Source organism: Pseudomonas sp. KNUC1026 (assembly GCF_021650705.1).
In the GTDB taxonomy this organism is placed as follows: Bacteria; Pseudomonadota; Gammaproteobacteria; order Pseudomonadales; family Pseudomonadaceae; genus Aquipseudomonas.
The window spans coordinates 5,097,329-5,121,300 of the sequence record NZ_CP087138.1 but is presented as its reverse complement, the minus strand read 5'-3'; the positions used below and the strand labels follow the sequence as shown (position 1 = coordinate 5,121,300).

Annotated in this window: 16 protein-coding genes and 5 pseudogenes; 13 read left to right on the top strand and 8 right to left on the bottom strand. The window is 64.2% G+C overall.

The window, feature by feature from the left end; translation table 11 throughout:
• Positions 1-15: 15 nt before the first annotated feature.
• Positions 16-459 (bottom strand): response regulator, encoded by a 444-nt coding sequence (locus tag LN139_RS24070; RefSeq protein ID WP_236357600.1) that lies wholly within the window; start codon positions 457-459, stop codon positions 16-18.
• A gap of 197 nt (positions 460-656) precedes the next feature.
• Here LN139_RS24070 and LN139_RS24065 point away from each other — a divergent pair.
• Both LN139_RS24065 and LN139_RS24060 read left to right on the top strand, forming a co-directional pair.
• A pseudogene (locus tag LN139_RS24065) lies at positions 657-2,592 on the top strand (putative nucleotidyltransferase substrate binding domain-containing protein).
• A pseudogene (locus LN139_RS24060) lies at positions 2,589-3,293 on the top strand (3'-5' exonuclease). The pseudogenes LN139_RS24065 and LN139_RS24060 overlap by 4 nt, the downstream one beginning before the upstream one ends.
• A gap of 15 nt (positions 3,294-3,308) precedes the next feature.
• Here the strand turns inward: LN139_RS24060 and rloA2 are convergent.
• On the bottom strand, positions 3,309-3,818 hold the full coding sequence (rloA2, locus tag LN139_RS24055; RefSeq protein ID WP_236357598.1) for a retropepsin-like aspartic peptidase RloA2: 510 nt from the start codon (positions 3,816-3,818) through the stop codon (positions 3,309-3,311).
• Positions 3,819-4,014: 196 nt separating this feature from the next.
• Between rloA2 and LN139_RS24050 the strand changes: the two are divergent.
• Positions 4,015-4,892, top strand: a pseudogene (locus LN139_RS24050) (acyltransferase).
• An 80-nt stretch (positions 4,893-4,972) separates the two neighbouring features.
• On the opposite strand, the gene amn reads toward LN139_RS24050, so the two are convergent.
• The 3 genes and pseudogenes from amn to LN139_RS24035 all read right to left on the bottom strand — a co-directional run bounded on the left by amn (position 4,973) and on the right by LN139_RS24035 (position 10,571).
• On the bottom strand, positions 4,973-6,385 hold the full coding sequence (gene amn / locus LN139_RS24045) for an AMP nucleosidase (protein WP_442964460.1): 1,413 nt from the start codon (positions 6,383-6,385) through the stop codon (positions 4,973-4,975).
• Positions 6,386-6,497: 112 nt separating this feature from the next.
• The gene (locus LN139_RS24040) at positions 6,498-8,132 is read right to left on the bottom strand and encodes an acyl-CoA dehydrogenase family protein (protein WP_236357596.1); all 1,635 of its coding nucleotides are present in this window, start codon (positions 8,130-8,132) and stop codon (positions 6,498-6,500) included.
• A gap of 49 nt (positions 8,133-8,181) precedes the next feature.
• Positions 8,182-10,571 (bottom strand): annotated as a pseudogene (locus LN139_RS24035) (hybrid sensor histidine kinase/response regulator).
• Positions 10,572-10,806: 235 nt separating this feature from the next.
• Here LN139_RS24035 and LN139_RS24030 point away from each other — a divergent pair.
• The 4 genes and pseudogenes from LN139_RS24030 to LN139_RS24015 all read left to right on the top strand — a co-directional run bounded on the left by LN139_RS24030 (position 10,807) and on the right by LN139_RS24015 (position 14,255).
• On the top strand, positions 10,807-11,604 hold the full coding sequence (locus LN139_RS24030; RefSeq protein WP_236357594.1) for a hydroxymethylpyrimidine/phosphomethylpyrimidine kinase: 798 nt from the start codon (positions 10,807-10,809) through the stop codon (positions 11,602-11,604).
• Between the two features lie 23 nt (positions 11,605-11,627).
• On the top strand, positions 11,628-12,251 hold the full coding sequence (gene thiE / locus LN139_RS24025; RefSeq protein ID WP_236357592.1) for a thiamine phosphate synthase: 624 nt from the start codon (positions 11,628-11,630) through the stop codon (positions 12,249-12,251).
• 27 nt (positions 12,252-12,278) lie between these two features.
• A pseudogene (hemL, locus tag LN139_RS24020) lies at positions 12,279-13,558 on the top strand (glutamate-1-semialdehyde 2,1-aminomutase).
• Between the two features lie 145 nt (positions 13,559-13,703).
• Positions 13,704-14,255 carry a tetratricopeptide repeat protein gene (locus LN139_RS24015; RefSeq protein WP_236357589.1) on the top strand — a complete coding sequence of 184 codons (552 nt, stop codon included), beginning with the start codon at positions 13,704-13,706 and terminating at the stop codon, positions 14,253-14,255.
• Here LN139_RS24015 and LN139_RS24010 read toward each other — a convergent pair whose 3' ends face one another.
• Positions 14,256-14,582, bottom strand: coding sequence for a DUF1820 family protein (locus LN139_RS24010; RefSeq protein WP_236357587.1), 327 nt, complete (start codon positions 14,580-14,582; stop codon positions 14,256-14,258).
• Positions 14,583-14,707: 125 nt separating this feature from the next.
• Between LN139_RS24010 and miaB the strand changes: the two genes are divergently transcribed.
• The 5 genes from miaB (at position 14,708) to lnt (ending at position 19,998) form a co-directional block, all read left to right on the top strand.
• Complete coding sequence (miaB, locus tag LN139_RS24005; protein WP_236360594.1) at positions 14,708-16,036, top strand: tRNA (N6-isopentenyl adenosine(37)-C2)-methylthiotransferase MiaB; 1,329 nt, start codon at positions 14,708-14,710, stop codon at positions 16,034-16,036.
• Positions 16,037-16,134: 98 nt separating this feature from the next.
• Positions 16,135-17,124 carry a PhoH family protein gene (locus LN139_RS24000; protein WP_236357586.1) on the top strand — a complete coding sequence of 330 codons (990 nt, stop codon included), beginning with the start codon at positions 16,135-16,137 and terminating at the stop codon, positions 17,122-17,124.
• A complete protein-coding gene (ybeY, locus tag LN139_RS23995; protein WP_236357583.1) occupies positions 17,117-17,611 on the top strand; it encodes an rRNA maturation RNase YbeY in 495 nt (164 codons plus the stop codon). Before LN139_RS24000 ends, ybeY begins: the two co-directional genes overlap by 8 nt.
• Before the next feature lie 6 nt (positions 17,612-17,617).
• Complete coding sequence (locus LN139_RS23990; RefSeq protein WP_236357581.1) at positions 17,618-18,457, top strand: HlyC/CorC family transporter; 840 nt, start codon at positions 17,618-17,620, stop codon at positions 18,455-18,457.
• Between the two features lie 14 nt (positions 18,458-18,471).
• Positions 18,472-19,998, top strand: a complete 1,527-nt coding sequence (gene lnt, locus LN139_RS23985) for an apolipoprotein N-acyltransferase (protein ID WP_236357580.1) — start codon at positions 18,472-18,474, stop codon at positions 19,996-19,998.
• Here lnt and LN139_RS23980 read toward each other — a convergent pair.
• Together LN139_RS23980 and LN139_RS23975 are read right to left on the bottom strand one after the other, a co-directional pair.
• Complete coding sequence (locus tag LN139_RS23980) at positions 19,896-20,753, bottom strand: YdcF family protein (protein WP_236357578.1); 858 nt, start codon at positions 20,751-20,753, stop codon at positions 19,896-19,898. The two genes, lnt and LN139_RS23980, sit on opposite strands and share 103 nt — an antisense overlap.
• A gap of 70 nt (positions 20,754-20,823) precedes the next feature.
• Positions 20,824-21,108, bottom strand: coding sequence for a hypothetical protein (locus LN139_RS23975; RefSeq protein WP_329610985.1), 285 nt, complete (start codon positions 21,106-21,108; stop codon positions 20,824-20,826).
• 228 nt (positions 21,109-21,336) lie between these two features.
• Between LN139_RS23975 and leuS the strand changes: the two genes are divergently transcribed.
• Positions 21,337-23,943 carry a leucine--tRNA ligase gene (gene leuS / locus LN139_RS23970; RefSeq protein ID WP_236357574.1) on the top strand — a complete coding sequence of 869 codons (2,607 nt, stop codon included), beginning with the start codon at positions 21,337-21,339 and terminating at the stop codon, positions 23,941-23,943.
• Positions 23,944-23,972 lie beyond the last annotated feature (29 nt).

Here is a 23,972-nt window from a genome sequence, read left to right as displayed (position 1 = left end):
CCAAGGCCGCCCCGGTCAATTCAGGTTCAGCTCCCGCCGCACCAGCGTCAGCAGCTCGGCCACGTCGATGGGCTTGAGCAGAAAGTCCACCACGCTCAGGTGCATGGCTTCGATGGCGTCCCGCACCCCGGCATTGCCCGAGACGATGATGATCGGCAACGCCGCGCGCTCTGACGCGCGGACCTGGCGGATCAAGCTCAGGCCGTCATCGGGCCCCATGCGCAAGTCAGTCACCAGCAACCCTATCGAGCGATTGCTCATCAGCAGGTCGAAAGCGCTTTGCGCACTGTCGGCCACCAGGCAACTGATGCCGTGCAGGGCCAGAATTTCGGCCAGCAGCTCACGGGAGTCGCGGTCGTCGTCGACCACCAGCACGCGCCCAGCTGTCGGGCCAGGGGCCAGCAGCACTTCACTGAGTGCTTCGCGTTCGGCGTCGGTGAGGATATCCAGCTCGATCATGGGGCAGTGTCGGCTTCCAGCGGGTGAGCGCTCTGTCTACGATAGACCAGGCTTGATTTTGACCACGCACAGGGTGCCTTGCACACCCTGACGCGATAATTTCCACTTTGTCTGATTTTTTAGACTTACGTCCAATGGGCACGCCAAGGGGCAAAGCACAGCATGGGTTCTGATAACAAAAACAACGGTGCACGCCCATGAGCAAAGCCGACGCCCTCACCCAGGCCGGCCGCACGGCGGTACTGCAGAACGTGCAGGGCACGCTGCAGTTCCTGCAACGCTTTCCGCCGTTCAACCAGATGGACCTTGCCCACCTGAGCTTTCTGGTGGAGCAATGCCAGCTGCGATTCTTCGCCAGCGGCGAAAGCATCCTCAAGCCTACCGACGGGCCCGTGGAGCATTTTCATATCGTCAAGCAGGGCCGGGTGGTGGGCGAACGCCCGCACAGCGCTCGCGGCGGCAACGAAACCACCTTCGAAATCACCACCGGCGAATGCTTTCCGCTGGCCGCCCTGCTGGGCGAGCGCGCCACGCGCACCGAGCACCTGGCCGGCGAAGACACCTTTTGCTTCCAGTTGCCCAAAGCTGCCTTCATACGCCTGTTTGCCCTCTCCGAGCCGTTCCGCGATTTCGCCCTGCGCGGTGTGAGCAGCCTGCTCGATCAGGTGAACCTGCAAGTGCGCCGCCAGGCGGTGGAAACCCTGGGCACCCAGTATTCCCTCAACACGCGGCTGGGCGACCTGGCCATGCGCCACCCGGTCACCTGCGAGCCTGCGACGCCCGTGCGTGAGGCCGTGCGAGCGATGCATGAGCAACAGGTGGGCAGCATCGTGATCGTCGACGCTGAACAGGCGCCCTTGGGCATCTTTACCCTGCGCGACCTGCGCCAGGTGATTGCAGAAGGCGCGGCGGACCTGGCCAGCCCCATCGAGGCCCACATGAGCAAGGCGCCTTTTGCCCTGACGCCGGAGGCGAGTGCCTTCGACGCCGCCATGGCCATGACCGAGCGGCACATCGCGCACGTGTGCCTGGTCAACGGCGGGCGCTTGTGCGGCGTGGTGTCCGAGCGCGACCTGTTTTCGCTGCAGCGGGTCGACCTGGTGCACCTGGCCCGTGCCATCCGCCACGCGCCACGGGTGGAAACACTGGTGTCGCTGCGCGGTGAGATCGGCCAGATGGTCGAGCGCATGCTGGCCTTCGGCGCTTCCTCCACGCAAATCACCCGCATCATCACCCAGCTCAACGACCACACCACCTGCCGGGTGATCGAGCTGTGCATCGAGCAATGGGACGACCCTGGCCTGCCCTTCACCTGGCTCACCTTCGGCAGTGAAGGCCGCCAGGAACAAACCCTGCACACCGATCAGGACAACGGCATTCTGTTCGAGGCCGATGACGCCGTGCAGGCCGAAGAACACCGCCAGCGCCTTCTGCCGCTGGCGCACCAGATCAACCTGGCGCTGGCCCAGTGCGGGTTTGCGCTGTGCCAGGGCCAGGTAATGGCCGGCAACCCCGAGCTGCGCCTGTCCCGGGCCGAGTGGGCGCGGCGTTTTGCCGGGATGGTGCGCGAGGCGACCCCGGAAAACCTGCTGGCCTCCAGTATCTATTTCGACCTGCGTGCGGTGTGGGGCGATGAACAGCCGGTTCACCAGTTGCGCCAGGGCGTGATCGCGCAAATCGCCGCCAGCCCGCTGTTCCAGCGTTTCATGGCCGATAATGCCCTGCGCCAGCGCCCCCGTGGGGCGCTTCCGCGACTTCGTGCTCACCCGCAAGGGCAGCGACAAAGCCGCCACGCTCGACCTGAAGACCCAAGGCCTGGGCCCGTTCGTCGATGGCGTGCGCCTGCTGGCCCTGGCCAATGGCATCGACGCCAGCAATACCCTGGAGCGCCTGCGCCAGTTGGTGCTGCGCGAAGCGATCGACCCGCACGACGGTGCGGCTTATGAAGAGGCGTATCAGTTCATCCAGCAAACGCGCATGCAGCAGCACCAGAGCCAGGCCCGCAACAACCTCCCGCTGGGCAACCGGCTCGACCCGGACACCCTTAACCACCTCGACCGGCGCATCCTGCGCGAGTCCCTGCGCCAGGCTCAGCGCCTGCAAGCGAGCCTGAGCTTGAGGTATCAGCTGTGAGGCTGTTCGACTGGCTGCGCCCCACGCCTTGCCAGGACCCCACCCAACAAGCGCGCCTGGCTGCGCTGCCCCCGCACTGCCGTGGCAGGCCGCCCACAGCCTGGCCCAGCAGCGCTGGGTGGTGGTGGATGTAGAAACCAGCGGCCTGAGCCTGACCCGCGACGAGGTACTCTCCATCGGTGCGGTCGCCATCGAAAACGGCGCGATCTCGCTTCGGGCAAGCTTCCAGTGCACGCTAGCGCGGGAACACCGGCCGGGGCCCAGCGTGCTGTTGCACGGGCTCGGCCCTAACGCGCTGGCCGCCGGTGTGGAGCCTGCCGAGGCTTTGCTCGAGCTTTCTCAACTATGTGGGCGACAGCCCGCTGCTGGCCTACCACGCGCCCTTCGATCAACAGATGCTGGCGCGAGCGATGAAGCACAGCCTGGGATACCGCTGGCAGGCACACTTTCTCGATGTGGCGGAGCTGGCGCCGATGCTGTTTCCCGAGGGGCCGCGGCCGGGCTCAGGGCTGGATGACTGGATTGCCCACATGGGCTTGCACATTGCCGAACGCCATCACGCCGTGGCCGATGCTCAGGTGACTGCAGAAATCGCCTTGATGCTGTTCGCTTACGCTCGCCGCGACGGTATCGAAACGCCGCAAGCGCTGGCCCAGCGGCTGGAGCAGTGGCGCCGGCGCCAGGCCCAGCCACGCATGTGAGCAGCCCTTATCGGCTCAGCCGCGGCAATCCGGCTGACCGGCCACATAGCGGCGTGCCGGGTTGACCGCAGCGTCGAACTCGCGCAGGCCTTTGGCGCCGATCAGCAGCGGGTAGTTGAAGCTGCTGCGGTCGGTGAGGTTCACCTCGATGGTGCGCTGCACTTCACCCAGGCACAGCGCCAGCTCGATCACTGGGCGCTTGGCCACCTCAGCGCCTTCATCATCACCGTCGTTTTCATCGGCGCGGCTCTTGATGCGGCTGATGCGCGCAATCTTGTGCTCGTAGACCTTGCCATCGCCACCTTTGGTCGCCAGGCGAAAGCGCACCCAATCCTCACCACCGCGGGTGAAGGTTTCGATGTCCTTCGCCGACAACGAGGCCGTCAACGCGCCGGTGTCCATCTTTGCCTTGAGCGTCTGGTCCAGCTCCGGCAGCTGGAAATACTCGTAACGGCCGTAAATGGTCGGTTGGTCGGCCAGGGCGGGAAGCGCCAGGAACGGCAGCAGGGCGAGCACGTATTTCACGTCGGAGATTTCCTTTCGTATCCAGGTGCATTGGCCAGTTCGACCCTTGCACCGACATTGGTTCGACTAAGGTACGGGCACGGTTGCAGTAATAAAAAGTAAAAATTTCATGAACTAACGCTCAGTCACGAAGATTTGGCGCCGCACGGCCGCCCCGTATCATTGCCAGCCAGAACAATTTCCCAAGAGTCGCCCCATGCTCACAGGCCTGGTCACTGCCCTGCTGCTATCGCTCAACACCCTGATACTGATCGGCCCACTGGTGCTGCTGGGCCTGCTCAAGCTGATCGCCCCAGGCCGCAGCCGCGATGTGATGTCCGCTGGCGTGATGTGGTTCGCTGAAACGTGGGCCGAGATCAACAAGGCGATCTTCGCTCTGTGTACACCGACTCGTTGGGACATCCGCGGCGCAGAGGCGCTCGACACTCAGACCTCCTACCTGGTCATGAGCAATCACCAGTCATGGGTCGACATCCCGGCGCTGATTCAGGCGCTTAATCGCCGTGCGCCGTTCTTCAAGTTCTTCCTCAAGAAGGAGCTGATCTGGGTACCGCTGCTGGGCCTGGCGTGGTGGGCGCTGGACTACCCCTTCATGAAGCGCTACAGCAAGGCGTTCCTGGCCAAGCACCCGCAACTGCGCGGCAAAGACCTGGAAATCACCCGCAAGGCGTGCGAGCTGTACAAGCGCCAACCGGTCACCGTCGTCAATTACCTGGAAGGCACCCGCTTCACCCAGGCCAAGCACGACGCTCAGGCTTCGCCGTTTCGCAACCTGCTCAAGCCCAAGGCCGGCGGGGTGGCCTTCGTGCTGGCGGCGATGGGCGACAAGCTCGACCGTTTGCTGGATGTGACGGTGGTGTATCCCGGCAAGCAGGCGCCGGGGTTCTGGGATCTGCTGTGCGGGCGTGTGAGCCAGGTGATCGTTGACATCCAGAGCCGCGAGATCGCCCCGGAGCTGATTACCGGGATTACGAGAATGACCCGGTTTTTCGCGAGAAGGTGCAGGGCTGGGTCAACCAGCTGTGGCGAGAGAAGGATGAGCGGATCGAACAACTGAGGTTGCAGATGGGGTGAGCTTGTAGCTCCAAGCTCCAAGCTCCAAGCTCCAAGCTCCAAGCGTGCGGCTTGCGGCTTGCGGCTTGAAGCTCCCAGATTCAGCGGAACGGCGGCTCGTCGAAGCTGCGCAGTTTGCGCGAGTGCAGCGAGTTGAGCTCGGTACGCAACAGGTCCAATGCAGCGATGCCGATTTTCAGGTGCTGGCTTACCGCGCGGTTGTAGAACGCGTTGGCCGAGCCCGGCAGCTTGATCTCGCTGTGCAGCGGTTTGTCCGACACGCACAGCAACGTCCCATACGGCACCCGCAGGCGGTAGCCTTGAGCGGCGATCGTACCGCTTTCCATGTCTACCGCGACTGCACGCGACAGGTTGATGAGCGGGCGCTCCTGAGCCCAGCGCAGTTCCCAGTTACGGTCGTCGTAGGTGAGCACGGTACCGGTGCGCAGGCGTTTCTTCAGTTCATCGCCACGCTCGCCAGTCACCTGCGCAGCCGCTTCCTGGAGCGCCAGTTGCACCTCTGCCAGCGCCGGGATCGGGATGTGCGGCGGCACCACGCGATCGAGGATGCCGTCACGGCGCATGTAGGCGTGGGCCAGCACGTAGTCGCCGATGGTCTGCGATTGGCGCAGGCCGCCACAGTGGCCGATCATCAGCCAGCAGTGCGGGCGCAATACGGCCAGGTGGTCAGTGATGTTCTTGGCGTTGGACGGGCCGACGCCGATGTTGACCAAGGTGACGCCATCACCGTCATCGGCGATCAGGTGGTAAGCCGGCATCTGGTAACGGTGCCATACCACACCGGCGACCAGCGCCTGGGCCTCGCCGTTGTCCATGCTCTTTTCGATGACCACGTTGCCCGGCATCACCAGGCGCACGAAGCGTGGGTCATTGCGCAGCTGCTCGAGACCGTGGGCGACGAACTGGTCGACGTAGCGGTGGTAGTTGGTCAGCAGGATCCATGGCTGCACATGGCGCCAATCGCTGCCGGTGTAGTGCACCAGGCGGCGCAGCGAGAAATCGGTGCGGGCAGCGTCGAACAGCGACAGCGGCATGGCGTCGGCGCCTGCCCAGTCGAGCAAGCCATCGGCCACGCTGTCGGTAACGGCCGAGAGGTCAGTGCTGGGGAATACGCGAGCCAGCTCTGCAGCGGTAACGCCGGTGCCGGCCAGCTCGTCGCCCTGATCGACCACGTAGGGGTACGGGATGTTCTGGTCACTGGGGCCCACTTCCAGCGACACGCCGAAATCGCGCAGCAGCGGGCGCAGTTGTTCGAGCAGGTATTTGCGAAAAGCCGCCGGCTGGGTAACGGTCACCGAATAGGTGCCAGGCACTTGCAGCTTGGCGTAGGCGCGCGTGGTGCTGGGGATCTCGCCGTGGGCCTGGTAGGCGACCCGCAGCAGCGGGTAGCGGAATTGCTGGCGCTGCTCGGCGGTGGGTTCGGTGCGGTCTTTCAGATAGCGCTTGAGCGCCTGGTTCAACGCGCCGGTAGCGCGTTCGTGCAGCGCCGCCAGGTGCTCTACCGCCTCTTCAGGGTGTTCACCCGGATGAAATCATCGGTGTTGTCGCTCACGGTGTTGATCCTTGTGCTCGGGCGTGCGCCCATCTTGCCTGCTTTGCACCTGCTCACTCAATGGGGCTGGCACGTGCCACCAGCGCCGCCACCGCCAGGCCTCGTGGCAATGTGCCGAAGGCCCGGTGTGCAGCACCAAGCCGGCTGGCGATGAAGGCATCGCTGACATCGCTGTCGCCGGCTTCGAGCAGCAGCTTTGCTTGTAGGGCCAGGGCGATGGCCTCGGTCAGTTGCCGGGCCCGGTAAGGGCCCTGCTCAGTATCGGCCAGGTCGTTTTTCAATCGCGTGATGGCGGCCGCCAGCGGCCGGCTGCCGTGGCCATCGCCCAGCTCGGCGAACAAGCTGTCGAGCACACCGGGCTCGCGCTCCAGCGCACGCAGCACATCCAGGCACTGCACGTTGCCCGAGCCCTCCCAGATGGAGTTGACCGGCGCCTCGCGGTAGAGCCTGGGCAGGATGCTGTCTTCGATGTACCCCGCGCCACCCAGGCATTCGGCGGCCTCATTGATCATCGCCGGCGCTCGCTTGCAGATCCAGTATTTGCCCACTGCCGTCACCAGCCGCACGAACGCTGCCTCACCTCGGTCCAGCGCTTGAGCCATGCGCAGGCTCAGCGCAAGCGCGGCCTCGCTTTCCAGCGCCAGGTCCGCCAACACGTTCTGCATCAGCGGCTGCTCGGCGAGCACCCGGCCGCCCACCTGGCGCCAGGCGCAGTGGTGGGAGGCCTGGGTCAGCGCCTGGCGCATCAGAGCGCTGGAGCCGACCATGCAGTCGAAGCGGGTGAGCGCGACCATCTCCAGAATGGTCGAGATTCCGCGCCCTTCATCGCCGATCAGCCAGGCCAGCGCCCCGCGCAGCTCGATTTCGCTGGACGCATTCGAGCAGTTGCCCAGCTTGTCCTTGAGCCGCTGGATGTAAAGCTCGTTGCGGCTGCCATCCGGGCGCTGGCGCGGCAGAAGAAAACAGCCCAGCCCGGCCTCGGTCTGCGCCAGCGTAAGAAAGCCATCACACATGGGCGCTGAGCAGAACCACTTGTGCCCCAGCAACTCATAGGCCTGCCCCGCGCCCCGCTGGCCCACCGGCCAGGCGCGGGTAGTGTCGGCGCGCACGTCGGTACCGCCCTGTTTCTCGGTCATGGCCATACCGAGGGTGAGCCCGGTTTTTTCCGCCGCCGGCAGGTCACGCGGGTCGTAACTGCGGGCCAGCACCTTGGGCAGCCAGATTCTGGCAATCGATGGCTCGCGATTGAGCACCGGCACGCTGGCGAATGTCATGGTCAGCGGGCAGCCAGTGCCGGGTTCGGCCTGGGTGTGCAGGTACGTAGTGGCGGCGCGGGCGACGTGAGCACCGGGCCGAGGCGCAGCCCAGGGTGCCGACGGCAGGCCATGCTCGATGGCCGCCTGCATCAACTGGTGGTAGGCAGGGTGAAACTCCACCCGGTCTATACGATGCCCCTGGCGGTCGTGGCTATGAAATTGCGGTGGGTACTGGTTGGCGAGAAACCCTGCGGCCATCAACGGGCCGCCGGCCAGCGCACCGTAGGCGTCGATGCCTGCTTCGGCCCAGCCTGCCCCGAAGCGCCGCACCCACGCCTGCAACGGCAGGTCGATGCGATAGAGGTTGCAGTCTTCCAACAGCGGTGGCTGGTCGGTGACCTTATGGGTCTCAGCGTAAGCACGCAGGTCCATGGATGGGCGCTCCTGGCAGTGAACCCTACCAGTGAAGCACGCCACAGCCCTACGCGCTGGCGGTCTGCTGCCCCACTCGGTTGGCCAGCAGCCGCTGCAGAGCGGCCTGCACGTCGTCGAACCGCGCCGGGCGCTCGACGAACCCGGCCACACCGGCCTCACGGCACTGCTCGCGCTCGGCTCCCTGCAAGCCCGCAACCACTGCAAGCAGCAGTGCGTCAGCGGCGCCGCGCAAGGCCAATGCACGTACAGCCAGGTCGGCCGCCGGCAACTGGCCGTCCAGCATCACCACGTCCACAGCCTCGGTGCGCAGCAGCGCGATGGCAGCCTCGTCACTGTCGGCAGTGCGGATGCGATACCCCAGGCGCAGCAACATTCCCCTCAACACCAGTTGCTCCACGCTGTGATCGTCGATCATCAGTACGGTAAAAGCCTGCGGCTCATACAACCCGTCAGGGAGGCTGAGGGCGCCTGCCTGTACCAGCACCGGCTCGCCCTCCACCACACCCAATGGCAGCTCTACTTCGAAGCGGCTGCCCTGGCCTGGCACGGAAAATGCCGCAAACGGCCGCCCATGAGCGTTACCAGTTGCTGGCAGATCGCCAAACCGATGCCCAGCCCGCCATGTTCACGGGTCATCGAACCATCCAGCTGCTGGAACCGCTGATAGAGAGCCTGGCTGTCGATGTCGAAGCCAATACCGGTATCGACCACGGCGAACCGCAGCGTCAGGTGTTGCTCGTCACTTTCGGCACGCGCCACGCTCAGGGCGACAGCGCCCTGGCGAGTGAACTTCACCGCGTTGTCGAGCAGGCAGCCCAGCGCGATCGCCAGCTTTTTCGAATCGCCGAGCAAGCGCTCGGGCAGGCCATCGCACAGGTTGATCGAGAACCCCAGGCCTTTGTCGCGCGCTGCACTCAGGTGCTGCATCTGCAGCCCTTCGAGCAGGGCACGCAAACGAAACGGCTCCTGGGCCATCTTCAGCCTGCCCGCCTGCAGCTCCGAAAGGATGAGGATGTCATCGATCAGGCCCATCATGTCGCGCGCGGAGCCCGCAGCGGTTTCCTGGTACTGGGCAAGCTCGGCGTCCATCGGCACTGTCTGCATCAACTCCAGCGAGCCGATCACCCCGTTCATGGGAGTTCGCAGCTCGTGGGTAAGGCTTGAGAGAAATTCGTCCTTGAGGCGGTTACTGACCTGCAACTGCTGGTTCATCGCTTCCAGTTTCTGGCCCGCTTCAAGCAGGATGCGCGCCTGTTGCTCGCGCATCACATTGATGCGGTCGGCCAGTGCCAGTGACAGCAGCGCCACTTCAAGGGTGGAGCCCAACTGGCTGGCATACATGGTGATGAACAGGTTGGGCAGCAGCCCCAGCACCATCAGCGTGTTGACCACTCCACCAAGCAGAAAGGCCGTCCAGGCGATCATGAAGTAACGTGCCTGGCGCAGCCCCCGCGCCCAGGCCACGACGCCGGTGAAGAAGATCACCAGGGTAAAGCTCAGCGCCAGGGCGGTGGCCAGGCGCAGCGACAGGCCATAGCTGGCCGAGAGCGCCAGCACCATCACCAGCACGCCCCAGGCCATCAGCGCCTTGAGCAGGCGATCACCCCAGCGGCTGTAGCGCGCCGTCTGCAGGAAACTGCGAGTGAACTGGCAACCGAAAAAGCCCGATGCGCCAATCAGAAACGGCGTGGCGGCATTGGCCCACCAAGGGTTCTCAGGCCAGAGGAATTCGACCCCTGCGCCATTGACCGACACCTGATACAGCCCGAAAGAGCCGATATAGAGGATGTAGTAGAGATAACTGGTGTCGCGCACGCTGAGGTAGATGAACAGGTTGTACACCAGCATCACCAGCAGCACACCGTAGATCATGCCCAGCACATACAGGCGTATCGGCTGGTCTTCGAGGTAGGCGATCGGCGACCACAGTTTCAGCGGCACCTGCACCGAGCCCTCGCTCTGCACGCGCAGGTAGGCCACCGTCTCCTGGCCCGGGTCGAACGGCAGCTCGAACAGGTAGTTGTTCTGGCGAATCGGCCGGCTGGCCCATGGCAGCTCGTCCCCGGTGCGCTCGGTGAGTTGATACTGGCCACTGGCGTCGGGCAGGTAGAGGTCGACGTGGTCCATCGGCGGATAGGCCAGTTCAAGCAACCAGCGGCGGGTGCCGCCGTCGGCCAGATGCGGCTGATAGCGCAGAGCCACGCGTATCCACCAGGCGGAGGTCGAATAGCCTGCGTTGATCACGTCGGTGTGGTTGCGCTGCAACTGGCCGGCGGCGGCCTTGGTGACCACCTGATCGATGGTCGCGCTGCCGCTTGGGTCTTCGAACACTTCGAGGGTTCGGCCCAGGGCGAGGGAACGGGTGCTGTCGTCGAAATCGACTGCCTTGGCGAGCATGGGCAGCCAGGCCAGCAGGAGGATGAGGAAGTAGCGCATTGAGCTCGGACCTGGCCTGGGCGCGACACGTCGGGAGCCCCTATTCCCTTTGAGACGACGCTGCGCAAGACCTGTTATCGGTGTCGCGGCATCCTAGCATAGCCTTGAGCCATTATGTACGGCTGGCTTACGACCGGCGCGGGGCCTGCTGAGCGCCCCAATGGAGGCCTGAGGAAACAAAAAACCCGTGCTGCGCCGGGGCCTGGCGCCGGGTTTGATGGTAAGCTCGCGGCCCATGAATATTTACAGCTCCCGCCCCGTAGTTCTCTGCCTTTCCGGCCACGACCCCAGTGGCGGCGCCGGCTTGCAGGCCGATATCGAAGCGCTGCTGGCACAAGGTTGCCACGCTGCACCGGCCGTTACCGCACTCACCGTGCAGGACACCGTCAACGTCAGCGACTTCCGTGTGCTCGACCGCGAGTGGGTGCTGGCCCAGGCCCATGCGGTACTGGCCGACTCCCCCGTCGCAGCGATCAAGCTGGGCATGCTCGGCTCGCTTGAAATGGTCGACACGGTGGTCGAGATCATCCAGGCCAACCCAACGATTCCGGTGGTCTGCGACCCCGTCCTTCGAGCCGGCGGCGGCGGGCGCCTGGGCAAGGATGAAGTGGGCTACGCCATTCGTGAAAAACTCCTGCCGCTGGCCACCATCGCCACGCCCAACCTGCCTGAAGCGCGCATCCTGGCCGAGCTGCCCGACGGCAGCGCCGACGAATGCGCCGAGCGCCTGCTGCCGGCGTGCCGGCACCTGCTGATCACCGGCGGGCACGGTGAGGAGAACGAAATCCACAACCGCCTTTACGGCCGTGGCGGCTTGAGGCAAACCTCGACCTGCCAGCGCCTTCCCGGCAGCTATCACGGCTCCGGCTGCACGCTGGCCAGCGCTCTGGCCGGGCGGCTGGCGCTGGGCGAGGCATTGGGCAGCGCGGTTGGCACCGCCCTGGATTACACCTGGCGAACCCTGCGCGACGCCGAACGGCTTGGCCGCGGGCAGTACGTGCCCCGCCGCCTGCCGCTGGACTACTGCAACTGATCCCAAGACCACGGGAGGCTCCAATGACACTGCGCGGCCTGTATGGCGTGACCGACAGCCAATTGCTGCACAACCGCTTCCTGACCTGGGTGCAGGCTGCCCTGGACGGCGGCATGGTGCTGATTCAATACCGCGACAAATCCATGGATGAGTCGCGAAGGCTTCGCGAGGCCAGCGCACTGATGAAACTCTGCGAGCCTTACCGGTGCCAATTGATCATCAACGACGACGCCGAGCTGGCGGCCCGGCTGGGCGTGGGCGTGCATCTGGGCCAGGGTGACGGGCCGCTGTCCGCTGCGCGCTCGCTGCTCGGGCGCCAGGCGATCATCGGTGCCACCTGCCACGCAAGCCTTGAGCTGGCCGAGCAAGCCACGCAACAGGGGGCCAGCTACCTGGCCTTCGGCCGGTTCTTCGGCTCGGGCACCAAGCCCGATGCGCCGCCCGCGCCACCGGAGCTGGTCAACCAGGCGCGCGAGCAGTTCAGGCTGCCGCTGTGCGTGATCGGTGGCATCACCCTGGCCAATGCTCCCGATCTGGTAGAGCGCGGCGCCGACCTGCTGGCGGTGATAGGCGGCCTGTTCGGTGCCGACAGCGCCACCGAGGTCACCCGCCGCGCCCGCGCCTTCAACGCCTTGCTGGGCCTTTGAATTCAACGTTTTCCGAGAGTAACCACCATGTCCCGTTCGCAAGCCCTGTTCGAAAAAGCCCAGAAGCACATCCCAGGCGGCGTGAACTCGCCCGTGCGAGCCTTCAAGAGCGTGGGTGGTACGCCGCTGTTCTTCAAGCATGCCGAAGGCGCTTACGTGGTCGATGAAGACGACAAGCGCTATGTCGACTACGTTGGCTCCTGGGCCCGATGATCCTCGGCCACAGCCACCCCGACGTGCTCGATGCCGTGCGCCGCCAGCTCGATCATGGCCTGTCCTATGGCGCCCCTACGGCCATGGAAACCGACATGGCCGATCTGGTGTGCAAGCTGGTGCCGTCGATGGAAATGGTGCGCATGGTCAGCTCTGGCACCGAAGCCACCATGAGCGCCATCCGCCTGGCGCGTGGCTACACCGGCCGCGACAGCATCATCAAGTTCGAAGGCTGCTACCACGGCCACTCCGACAGCTTGCTGGTCAAGGCCGGCTCCGGCGCACTCACCCTGGGCGTGCCCAGCTCACCGGGCGTGCCGGCAGCCTTCGCCCAGCACACGCTCACCCTGCCGTTCAACGACCTGGCTGCGGTAGAGCAGATGCTGGCCGAGCGTGGCCAGGACGTGGCCTGCATCATCGTCGAGCCGGTGGCCGGCAACATGAACTGCGTGCCGCCGGCACCGGGCTTTTTGCAAGGGCTGCGCTCGCTGTGCGACCAGCACGGCGTGGTGCTGATCTTCGATGAGGTGATGACCGGCTTTCGCGTTGCACTGGGTGGCGCGCAGGCGTACTACGGCATCACGCCGTGCCTCTCCACCTTCGGCAAGATCATCGGTGGCGGCATGCCGGTGGGTTGCTTCGGTGGCAAGCGCGAGATCATGTCGCACATCGCGCCACTGGGCCCGGTCTACCAGGCCGGCACGCTATCGGGCAACCCGCTGGCCATGGCTGCGGGGCTGGCTACGCTCAACCTGATCAGCCGCCAGGGCTTTCACGACGAACTCACCGCCTACACAACGCGCATGCTTCAGGGCTTGCAGGAACGTGCCGATGCAGCAGGCGTGCCGTTCGTGACCACTCAGGCAGGCGGGATGTTCGGCCTGTACTTCAGCGGGGCAGACGACATCGTGACCTTCGAGGACGTGATGGCCAGCGACGCCGAACGTTTCAAGCGCTTCTTCCACCTGATGCTGGAGGGCGGCGTGTACCTGGCCCCGAGTGCGTTCGAGGCCGGTTTCACCTCCATCGCCCACGGCGAAACCGAGCTCAAGATCACCCTGGACGCCGCCGAGCACGCCTTCGCCAAGCTCTGAACCGGGCCTCGCTCGCCGGCCCTGGCGGGCATGCTTGAAAAAAAGCCGGGGAAACACTTTGTAAGCAGTACCCGGCTTATTTCATAATGTATGCAATCAGATCCAGGGTGGCTTTTAGCCACTGCGCAGAGGTACCCCAACCCTCATGAACCACACCGGCCGCGCCCTCGCACTCGGTTGCCTTTTGCTCGTACAGCCTTTACTGGCCGTGGCGGACGGCAATGCGTTGCTGATCCCGGCGCAAGGCCGTTGCAGCCTCGATGCGCAGCCGGCAGACCTCGCCCAGGCCATCGATGCCTGCAAGCAGCAGGCCGATGCCGGGAATGCGCAGGCGCAGTACGAGCTGGGTGTGCTGTATTACGAGGGTAAGGTCGTGCCGCAGGACCTGCCGCAGGCACTGAGCCGTTTCGAGCAGGCGTCGCTGCAGGGCCACGCTGACGCGCAATATCGCCTTGGCTTGATGTTCTTCCATGGCGAAGCGGTGCCGGCGAACAATATCCAGGCTTACATCGTGCTGAAGATGGCTGCGGTCAATGGCGCCGAAGACGCGCTGGACAGCGCCGACGAGGTATCGGCACAGATGAGCCCGCAGGACCTGGAAAGCGCTACACAGGTGCTGGGGCAGATCTTCCGCAAATACCTGATGGAGCTGCAAACCGCCGACGGCGGCCGCACGCCCTTCTCGCCACTGCCCTGATCACTTGCTCGGCATGGGCACCGGGAACGGCATCGCATTGCTGCTGCCGTTGGCCTCGGTGATCTTGGCCACACCCAGGCTCTCGACTTCATCGATGCGCACGATCGAGTGCATCGGCACGAAACTGCGCTTGACGCCTTCGAACTGCGCCTTGAGCTTTTCCTCGGAGGGGTCGACGATCATCTGGGTGCGCTCGCCGAACACGAACTCCTCTACCTCCAGGAACCCCCAAAGCTCGCTCTGGAAGATCTGCCGGGCATACATTTCGAACACCTGGCCCTGGTTCAGGAAAATCACTCGGTACACGGCAGCTTCGCGTTTGCTCATCGGACAAGTGGCACTGGATGTGAGGGACGCGGAGCATAGCACAGCCATATAGCGGGCCACCCTAGGAACTGCGGCGCCGGGCCTTTATAATGCGCGGTTCATTCGAACACCCTGATGACCGCGCAATGGCCAAGAAGCTCTATATAGAAACCCACGGCTGCCAGATGAACGAGTACGACAGCTCGCGCATGATCGACCTGCTTGGCGAACACCAGGCCATGGAAGTCACCGCCAAAGCTGAGGATGCCGACGTGATCCTGCTCAACACCTGCTCGATTCGGGAGCGGGCACAGGATCGCGTGTTCTCGCAACTGGGCCGTTGGCGCGAGCTCAAGGAAGGCAAGCCGGGCATGGTCATCGCTGTGGGCGGCTGCGTGGCGAGCCAGGAAGGCCAGGCGATCCGCGACCGAGCGCCGTATGTAGACGTGGTGTTCGGGCCGCAGACGCTGCACCGACTGCCCGAGATGATCGACGCCGTGCGCACTACCCAGGTGCCGCAGGTCGACATTTCCTTCCCCGAAATCGAAAAGTTCGACCACCTCCCCGAGCCGCGCGTCGACGGCCCCACCGCGTTCGTATCGGTGATGGAAGGCTGCAGCAAGTACTGCACCTTCTGCGTGGTGCCCTACACCCGCGGCCAGGAAGTGAGCCGGCCGTTCGACGACGTCATCGCCGAGGTCATCCACCTTGCCGAGCATGGTGTGCGTGAAGTGACGCTGCTGGGCCAGAACGTCAACGGTTACCGCGGCACTACCAGCGATGGCCGCCTGGCCGACCTCGCCGAGCTGATCCGCGTGGCGGCGGCGGTCGAAGGCATCGAGCGCATTCGCTACACCACTTCTCACCCTCTGGAGTTTTCCGACAGCCTGATCCAGGCTCATGCCGAAGTGCCTGAGCTGGTCAAGCACCTGCACCTGCCCGTGCAGTCGGGCTCGGACCGTGTGCTGGCGGCGATGAAGCGCAACCACACCATCCTCGAATACAAGTCCAAGCTGCGCAAACTCAGAGCAGCGGTGCCGGATATCTGCATCAGCTCCGACTTCATCGTCGGTTTCCCCGGCGAAACCGAAAAGGACTTCGAGCAGACGCTCAAGCTGGTAGCCGACGTGAACATGGATTTTTCCTTTTCCTTCGTCTACAGCCGCCGCCCGGGCACACCGGCCGCCGACCTGGCCGATGACACGCCCGAAGAAGTGAAAAAAGAGCGCCTGGCACGCCTTCAGCACCTGCTCAACCATCAAGGCTTCGAAATCAGCCGGCGCATGGTCGGCAGCGTGCAGCGCATCCTGGTCACCGATTTTTCCAAGCGCGACCCCGGCGAATTGCAGGGCCGTACCGGCAACAACCGCATCGTCAATTTCAAGTGCGCCGACCCGACGCTGATCGGCCACTTCATCGAGGTGCACATCGACCAGGCCTTTCCACACTCGCTGCGCGGCTCGATCGTGCAATAGCCACTTACCGGTGCCAGCAGCGCGGCAGCTTTCGCGCTCTGGCATCCGGGGTTATCCTTGCCCCTATCTTCCAAGCCCGAGAGCGGCCATCCCCAACCTTGAACGTACCCATCGCCCCACATCGCTTTACCCTCGAACCTTTCGAAGCCCAACGCTTCGCAAACCTCTGCGGCCAGTTCGACGAGCACCTGCGGCTGATCGAACAGCGCCTTGGCATCGAAATCCGTAACCGTGGCAATCAGTTCGAACTGATCGGCGAACCCGGCATGACCAACTCGGGCGAGCTGCTGCTGCGCCGCCTCTATCGGGAAACCCGTGGTTCGGAGCTGTCGCCCGACACTGTTCACCTGTTCCTGCAGGAGTCGGCGGTCGAGGACCTGGAAAACCCGGCGGCCAACGAGGTAGCGGTGTCGCTGCGCACGCGCAAGGGCATGATCCGGCCACGGGGCGCCAACCAGCAGAAGTACGTCAAGGCGATCCTGGGCAACGACATCAACTTCGGTATCGGCCCAGCGGGCACGGGCAAAACCTATCTCGCCGTTGCTTGCGCCGTGGATGCGCTGGAGCGCGAGCAGGTGCGCCGCATCCTGCTGGTACGCCCGGCCGTCGAAGCCGGTGAAAAGCTCGGCTTTCTGCCCGGCGACCTCGCGCAGAAGATCGACCCCTACCTGCGCCCGCTCTACGATGCACTTTACGAGATGCTCGGTTTCGAGCACGTTGCCAAGCTCATCGAGCGACAGGTGATCGAGATCGCCCCCTTGGCCTACATGCGCGGGCGCACGCTGAACAACAGCTTCATCATTCTCGACGAAAGCCAGAACACTACGACCGAGCAGATGAAAATGTTCCTGACGCGCATCGGCTTCGGCTCCACAGCGGTCATCACCGGCGACATCACGCAGGTCGACCTGCCGCGCGGCACCAAGTCGGGCCTGTCGCACGTGATGGATGTTCTGGCCGATGTTCCCGGCATCAGCTTTACCCACTTCAAGCCCAAGGACGTGGTGCGCCACCCTCTGGTGCAGCGCATCGTCGAAGCTTACGAGCGCTACGATGGCGAACAGGCAGGCAAGCGCCACGATGGTTGAGCTCGATCTGCAGCGGGCCCATGAAGCGCCCGCCCCCGGCGATGCCGATTTCCAGCGCTGGTGCGAGTTGGCCCTACGCCAGCGCTCCGGCGACTCGGAGCTCACCATCCGGCTGGTCGATGAAGTGGAAGGCCGCGAGCTCAATCACACCTATCGTCACAAGGATTACGCCACCAACGTGCTGTCCTTCCCTGCCGATGTGCCCGACGAATTGCTGGACATCCCGCTGCTGGGAGACCTGGTGATCTGCACGCCGGTAGTGGAGCGTGAGGCGCAGGAACAAGGCAAGGCCAGCGAGGCGCACTGGGCGCACATGGTCATCCACGGCTGCCTGCACCTGCTTGGCTACGACCACATCGAAGACGATGAGGCTGAGGAAATGGAAGCGCTGGAACGGGAGTTGCTTGCCGAACTGGGCCATCCGAACCCTTATGCCGATGACGAAACCGAATTTCCCACCCCTGATGCACAAAAGGAACACGAGTAAACCGCTATGAGCGAAGATCGATCGAGCAACGGGCAGAAGTCCTGGCTGGAAAAGATCACCCAGGCTTTTGCCCACGAGCCGAAAAACCGCCAGGAACTGCTGGAGCTGCTGCGTGAAGCACACCAGAACAAGTTGCTGGACAGCGAAGCACTGACCATCGTCGAAGGTGCCATCCAGGTCGCAGACCTGCAGGTTCGCGACATCATGGTCCCTCGTTCGCAGATGATCAGCATCAAGGCCTCGCAAACACCTCGCGAGTTCCTGCCTGCCGTGATCGACGCAGCGCATTCACGCTACCCGGTCATAGGTGAAAGCCACGACGACGTCATGGGCGTGTTGCTGGCCAAAGACCTGCTGCCATTGATCCTTCAGGACAACGGCGGCATCTTCAACCTGAGCGACATGCTGCGCCCCGCCACGTTCGTGCCTGAATCCAAGCGCCTCAACGTGCTGCTGCGCGAGTTCCGTGCCAACCACAACCACATGGCCATCGTCATCGACGAATACGGTGGCGTGGCAGGCCTGGTGACCATCGAGGACGTGCTCGAACAGATCGTCGGCGAGATCGAAGACGAACACGATGTCGAAGAGGACAGCTACATCAAGCCGCTGCCCAGTGGCGACTTCCTGGTCAAGGCACTTACGCCGATCGAGAATTTCAACGAGTTCTTCGACAGCGAATTTTCCGACGACGAGTTCGACACCGTCGGCGGCCTGGTCATGAATGCTTTCGGGCACCTGCCCAAGCGCAACGAGACCATCGAAATCGGCGCCTGGCGCTTTCGCGTGCTCAATGCCGACAGCCGCCGCATTCACCTGCTGCGCCTGACTCCCACCTCGCGCTGACGCTAAGGAACCCCATGCGCTGGATCACTCGCCCCGGTTGGCCGGGCAACTTGCTGGCGGTGATCGCCGGTGCCCTGACCACCCTGGCGCTGGCGCCCTACGACTTCTGGCCACTGGCATTGCTGGCGCTGGGCGTTGCCTACCTTGGGCTGCGCCAGCTCAGCCCCCGCCAGGCGCTGGGGCGCGGCTGGTGTTATGGCTTCGGGGTATACGGAGCAGGCACCAGCTGGATCTACATCAGCATCCACACCTACGGCGAGGCGTCGGTCGCACTGGCAGGCTTTCTCACCTTGGGCCTGGTGGCGTGCCTGGCGTGGTTCTTCGCCCTGCCGGCCTGGCTCTGGGCACGCTGGCTGCGCCGCAACGAAGCACCGCTGGCCGACGCCTTGGCATTCGCGGCGTTGTGGTTCGCCCAGGAAGTCTTCCGTGGCTGGTTCCTGACCGGCTTTCCATGGATGTACAGCGGCTACAGCCAGCTCGATGGCCCACTGGCGGGCCTGGCACCGTTGGGCGGGGTATGGCTGATCGGCTTCTGCCTTGCGCTGAGCGCAGCACTGCTGTGCAACCTCTCGCGCCTGCGCGAGCGGCGTGGGTTTCTTGCGCTGGGCGTGTTGTTGCTGGCCGGGCCGTGGGCCATTGGCATGGCGCTCAAGCACTACGCCTGGACACATCCCGCGGGCAAACCGCTGTCGGTTGCCGCGGTGCAAGGTAACGTCGAACAAAGCGTGAAGTGGGACCCTGCCCACGTGAACGCGCAGTTGCTCCTGTACCGCGACATGACTTTCGCCACCCGCCCTGCCGACCTGATCATCTGGCCGGAAACCGCCGTGCCGGTGTTCCGGCACCAGGCGCAAGGTTATCTGGACATGCTGGGCAATTTCGCCATCGACCGCCACTCGGCGTTGATCACCGGCGTACCCATTCGCCAGGAAGTACACAAGCAACCGCGCTACTTCAATGGCATTACCGTGGTCGGCGAGGGCGAAGGCAGTTACCTGAAGCAGCGGCTCGTGCCCTTCGGCGAATACGTACCGTTGCAGGACCTGCTGCGCGGCCTGATCGCCTTTTTCGACCTGCCGATGTCCGACTTCGCCCGAGGGCCTGAAGGCCAGCCATTGCTGCAGGCGAAGGGGTATGAGATCGCACCGTTCATCTGTTACGAGGTGGTGTACCCGGACTTCGCTGCCGAGATGGCCGCCGGAAGTGACCTGCTGCTGACGATCAGCAACGACACCTGGTTCGGTACCTCGATCGGGCCGCTTCAGCACCTGCAGATGGCGCAGATGCGCGCACTCGAAGCCGGCCGCTGGATGATCCGCGCCACCAACAACGGGATCACTGCACTGATCGACCCTGACGGCCAGATCACCGAGCGCATTCCGCAGTTCGAGCAGGCGACGCTGTATGGCGAGGTTACGCCCATGCAGGGCCTGACACCTTACCTGCGCTGGCGCTCCTGGCCACTGATGGTGCTGGCCACGTTGATCCTCGGCTGGGCGTTGCTGGCTTCGCGCATGGCCAGAACCGCCTCAGCTCGATAGAACAACCTGTAGCCCAGGCTACCTGCTACCTCGTTGAGCAGCTGGGTGCTCTGCCAGAAGGCCTTGCCCTCTGGCAGCCAACCGCCCAGAGGCCGAGCGCTTTCCACACCCGCGAAACCTGTAGGTGCGCTGACCACCTCCAGCCCTGCGCGCTCGAAACACCACCTCGCACGCGGCGCGTGCCAGGCCTGGGTCACCACCACCACGCGCTGCACGCCTTCTGCCTTGAGCAGGCGCGCCGACAGCTCGGCGTTTTCCCAGGTCGTGCGGCTTTGCTCTTCCAGCCAGCGCGCCTGTACGCCGAAGTCTTCCTGCAGCGAGCGCGCCATCAACCAGGCTTCGCTCGGCGGTGAACCATAGTGCAGGCCGCCGCTGGTCAACACCGGCAAGCCGCTGGCCTTTGCCAGTCGGGCGCCATATCGCACGCGCTCCAGCGCCAGGGCTGTGTTCTGATCTTCACCACCCCAGGCAGCATCACCCCGCTCACGCCCAGCCCCAAGGATCACGATCGCATCGGCTTTTTCGCGCAGGCCGGCCCAGCTCTCCGGCGCCATAGCCGGTTCGGTTTCCAGGGCATGTGCAGCAAGCTCCACAACCGCAGGCGAACTCATTGCCCATAAGCCACCGAAACCCAACGTGAACATCAGGCCAGCCAGCCCGGGCCGCCGACGGCGCAGCCAGAACGCAAGCGCTATCAGCACCAGCAGGCAACCCGGTGCCATCAACAGTTGTTTGATTACATAACGCCAGAACATTTGCCGCCCCCCATGGAGCGGGCAGGCTAGCGTGCAAGAAGAAGGCGGGCAATGCCCGCCGAGGTTGGCCTTACCGGGCTCGGCGAGCCGGCGTGGGCGGAAGGGTCCTGTCGCTCGGTTCAGGACGTAGCCATACGACGTTGTCGCGCTCGGCGCGGCGGTTGGGTGCTTTGCCTACGGCAGGCTCACCGATGGCCTGCAAATAGGCATTGATCCATCTGATTTCGGCATGGCTCAGGCCACGCAGTTCAAGCTCGTCAGGAAGTTCGTTTCCAAGGCCGCACGCTGTGCGTGCTGCGTCCAGAGCCAGGCCCAGACGATCGATCAGGCGTTCGCAAAGCTGCGGCTCCAGCATGTTCGTCCGCGTTTTCACCATTCACTCACCTCGCTGATGACAAGAGTGACTCCCCAGAGATCAGCTTAGCCGCCCAAAGGCTGACGGCTCGTCGCCGCGACCAATGGCCGAGCCCGCGCAATCAGGGTTTCCCACGCCGTAGGGGGGTCATGTATGCTACGGCGTTTCATGACCGGGCGCGCCACCTGCCCGGCCGTCGTAGCCCCTTGCTCAAGCAACCAAGTAGCCATGCACGAAAACTACCAGCCCCGCGAGATCGAAGCCGCCGCCCGGAGCTTCTGGGACGAGCGCAAGTCCTTTGAAGTCAGTGAACAGCCTGGCAAGCCCACCTACTATTGCCTGTCGATGTTCCCTTACCCCAGCGGCAAGCTACACATGGGGCACGTGCGCAACTACACCATCGGCGATGTGATCGCGCGCTACCAGCGCATGCAGGGTCGCAACGTGTTGCAACCGATGGGCTGGGACGCCTTCGGCATGCCGGCGGAAAACGCCGCCATGAAGAACAAGGTCGCGCCGGCCAAGTGGACGTACGAAAACATCGACTACATGAAGGCCCAGCTCAAGAGCCTGGGCCTTGCCATCGACTGGTCGCGCGAAGTCACCACCTGCAAGCCCGACTATTACCGCTGGGAGCAGTGGCTGTTCACTCGCCTGTTCGAAAAGGGTGTGATCTACCGCAAGAACGGCACTGTCAACTGGGACCCGGTCGACCAGACCGTGCTGGCGAACGAGCAGGTGATCGACGGCCGCGGCTGGCGCTCCGGTGCGCTGGTCGAGAAGCGCGAAATCCCGATGTACTATTTCCGCATCACCGACTACGCCGATGAGCTGCTGCAAAGCCTCGATGAGCTGCCGGGCTGGCCCGAGCAGGTCAAGACCATGCAGCGCAACTGGATCGGCAAGTCGCGCGGGATGGAAGTAGGCTTCCCCTACGACACCGCCAGCATCGGCGAAGCCGGTGTATTGAAGGTCTTCACCACTCGCCCCGACACCCTGATGGGCGCTACTTACGTGGCCGTGGCCGCCGAGCATCCGCTGGCAACCCTGGCAGCGCAGCGTGACCCTTCCCTGCAGGCCTTCATCGATGAATGCAAGGCCGGCAGCGTTGCCGAGGCCGACATCGCCACCCAGGAAAAGCAGGGGCGTGCGACTTCGCTGTTCGTCGAGCACCCGCTCACGGGTGAAAAGCTCCCGGTCTGGATCGCCAACTACGTGCTGATGCACTACGGCGACGGCGCGGTCATGGCCGTCCCTGCCCACGATGAGCGTGACTTCGAGTTCGCGGCCAAATACAACCTGCCAGTCAAAGCAGTGGTGCGTACCAGCGCCGGCGACGAGACCCCGGCCCCGTGGCAGGCTGCCTACGGCGAGCATGGCCAACTGATCAATTCCGGCCAGTTCGACGGCCTGGATTTCGAAGGCGCGTTCGATGCCATGGAAGTGGCGCTGATCAACAAGGAACTGGGCAAGTCCCGCACCCAGTTCCGCCTGCGCGACTGGGGCATCAGCCGCCAGCGCTACTGGGGTTGCCCGATCCCAATCGTGCATTGCGACGCCTGTGGCGACGTGCCGGTACCGGAAAGCCAGTTACCTGTGGTGCTGCCTGAAAACGTCGTGCCCGACGGCGCAGGCTCCCCATTGGCACGCATGCCTGAGTTCTACGAGTGCGCCTGCCCGAAATGTGGCGCCCCCGCCAAGCGCGAAACCGACACCATGGACACCTTCGTCGAGTCCAGCTGGTACTTCGCCCGCTACGCATCCCCACATTACGACAAGGGGATGGTCGACCCGGCCGCTGCCAACCATTGGTTGCCGGTAGACCAGTACATCGGCGGTATCGAGCACGCCATCCTTCACCTGCTGTACGCCCGCTTCTTCCACAAGCTGATGCGCGACGAAGGCCTGGTGAGTTCCAACGAGCCGTTCAAGAACCTGCTGACTCAGGGCATGGTGGTTGCCGAGACCTACTACCGTACCGAGGCCAACGGCGGCAAGAGCTGGTTCAACCCCGCGGATGTGGACCTCGAGCGTGACGCCAAGGCCAAGGTCGTGTCCGCGACCCTGCGCAGCGACGGGCAGCCGGTGGAAATCGGTGGCACCGAGAAGATGTCCAAGTCCAAGAACAACGGTGTCGACCCGCAGGCGATGATCGACCAATACGGCGCCGACACCTGCCGCCTGTTCATGATGTTCGCCTCCCCGCCCGACATGAGCCTGGAATGGTCCGATTCCGGCGTCGAGGGCGCAAGCCGCTTCCTGCGTCGCGTCTGGCGACTGGCCCAGGGCCACATTGCCCAGGGCCTGCCGGGCACCGTAGCGCTGGCGAACCTGAATGACGAACAGAAGGCCGTGCGCCGCGCCATCCACCTGGCCATCAAGCAGGCCAGCCAGGACGTGGGCCTGCATCACAAGTTCAACACCGCCATCGCCCAGGTGATGACGCTGATGAACGTGCTGGAAAAAGCCAGCCAGGTCAGTGACCTCGACCGTGCGCTGTTGCAGGAGGGCCTGGAAGCAGTAACGTTGTTGCTGGCGCCGATCACTCCGCACATCAGCCACCAGTTGTGGGCCGAGCTGGGCCATACCGAGGCAGCCATCGACGCGGCGTGGCCGGCAGTGGATGAGAGCGCACTGGTACAGGACACCCTCACCCTGGTGGTGCAGGTCAATGGCAAGCTGCGCGGCCAGATCGACATGCCCGCCTCCGCCACCCGCGAGGAAATCGAAGCGGCAGCGCGGGTCAACGAAAACGTGCTGCGCTTCACCGAGGGCCTGACCTTGCGCAAGGTCATCGTGGTTCCGGGCAAGCTGGTCAATATCGTCGCCAACTGATCGGCCGGCGGCGCCCTGCGCGGCGCCCC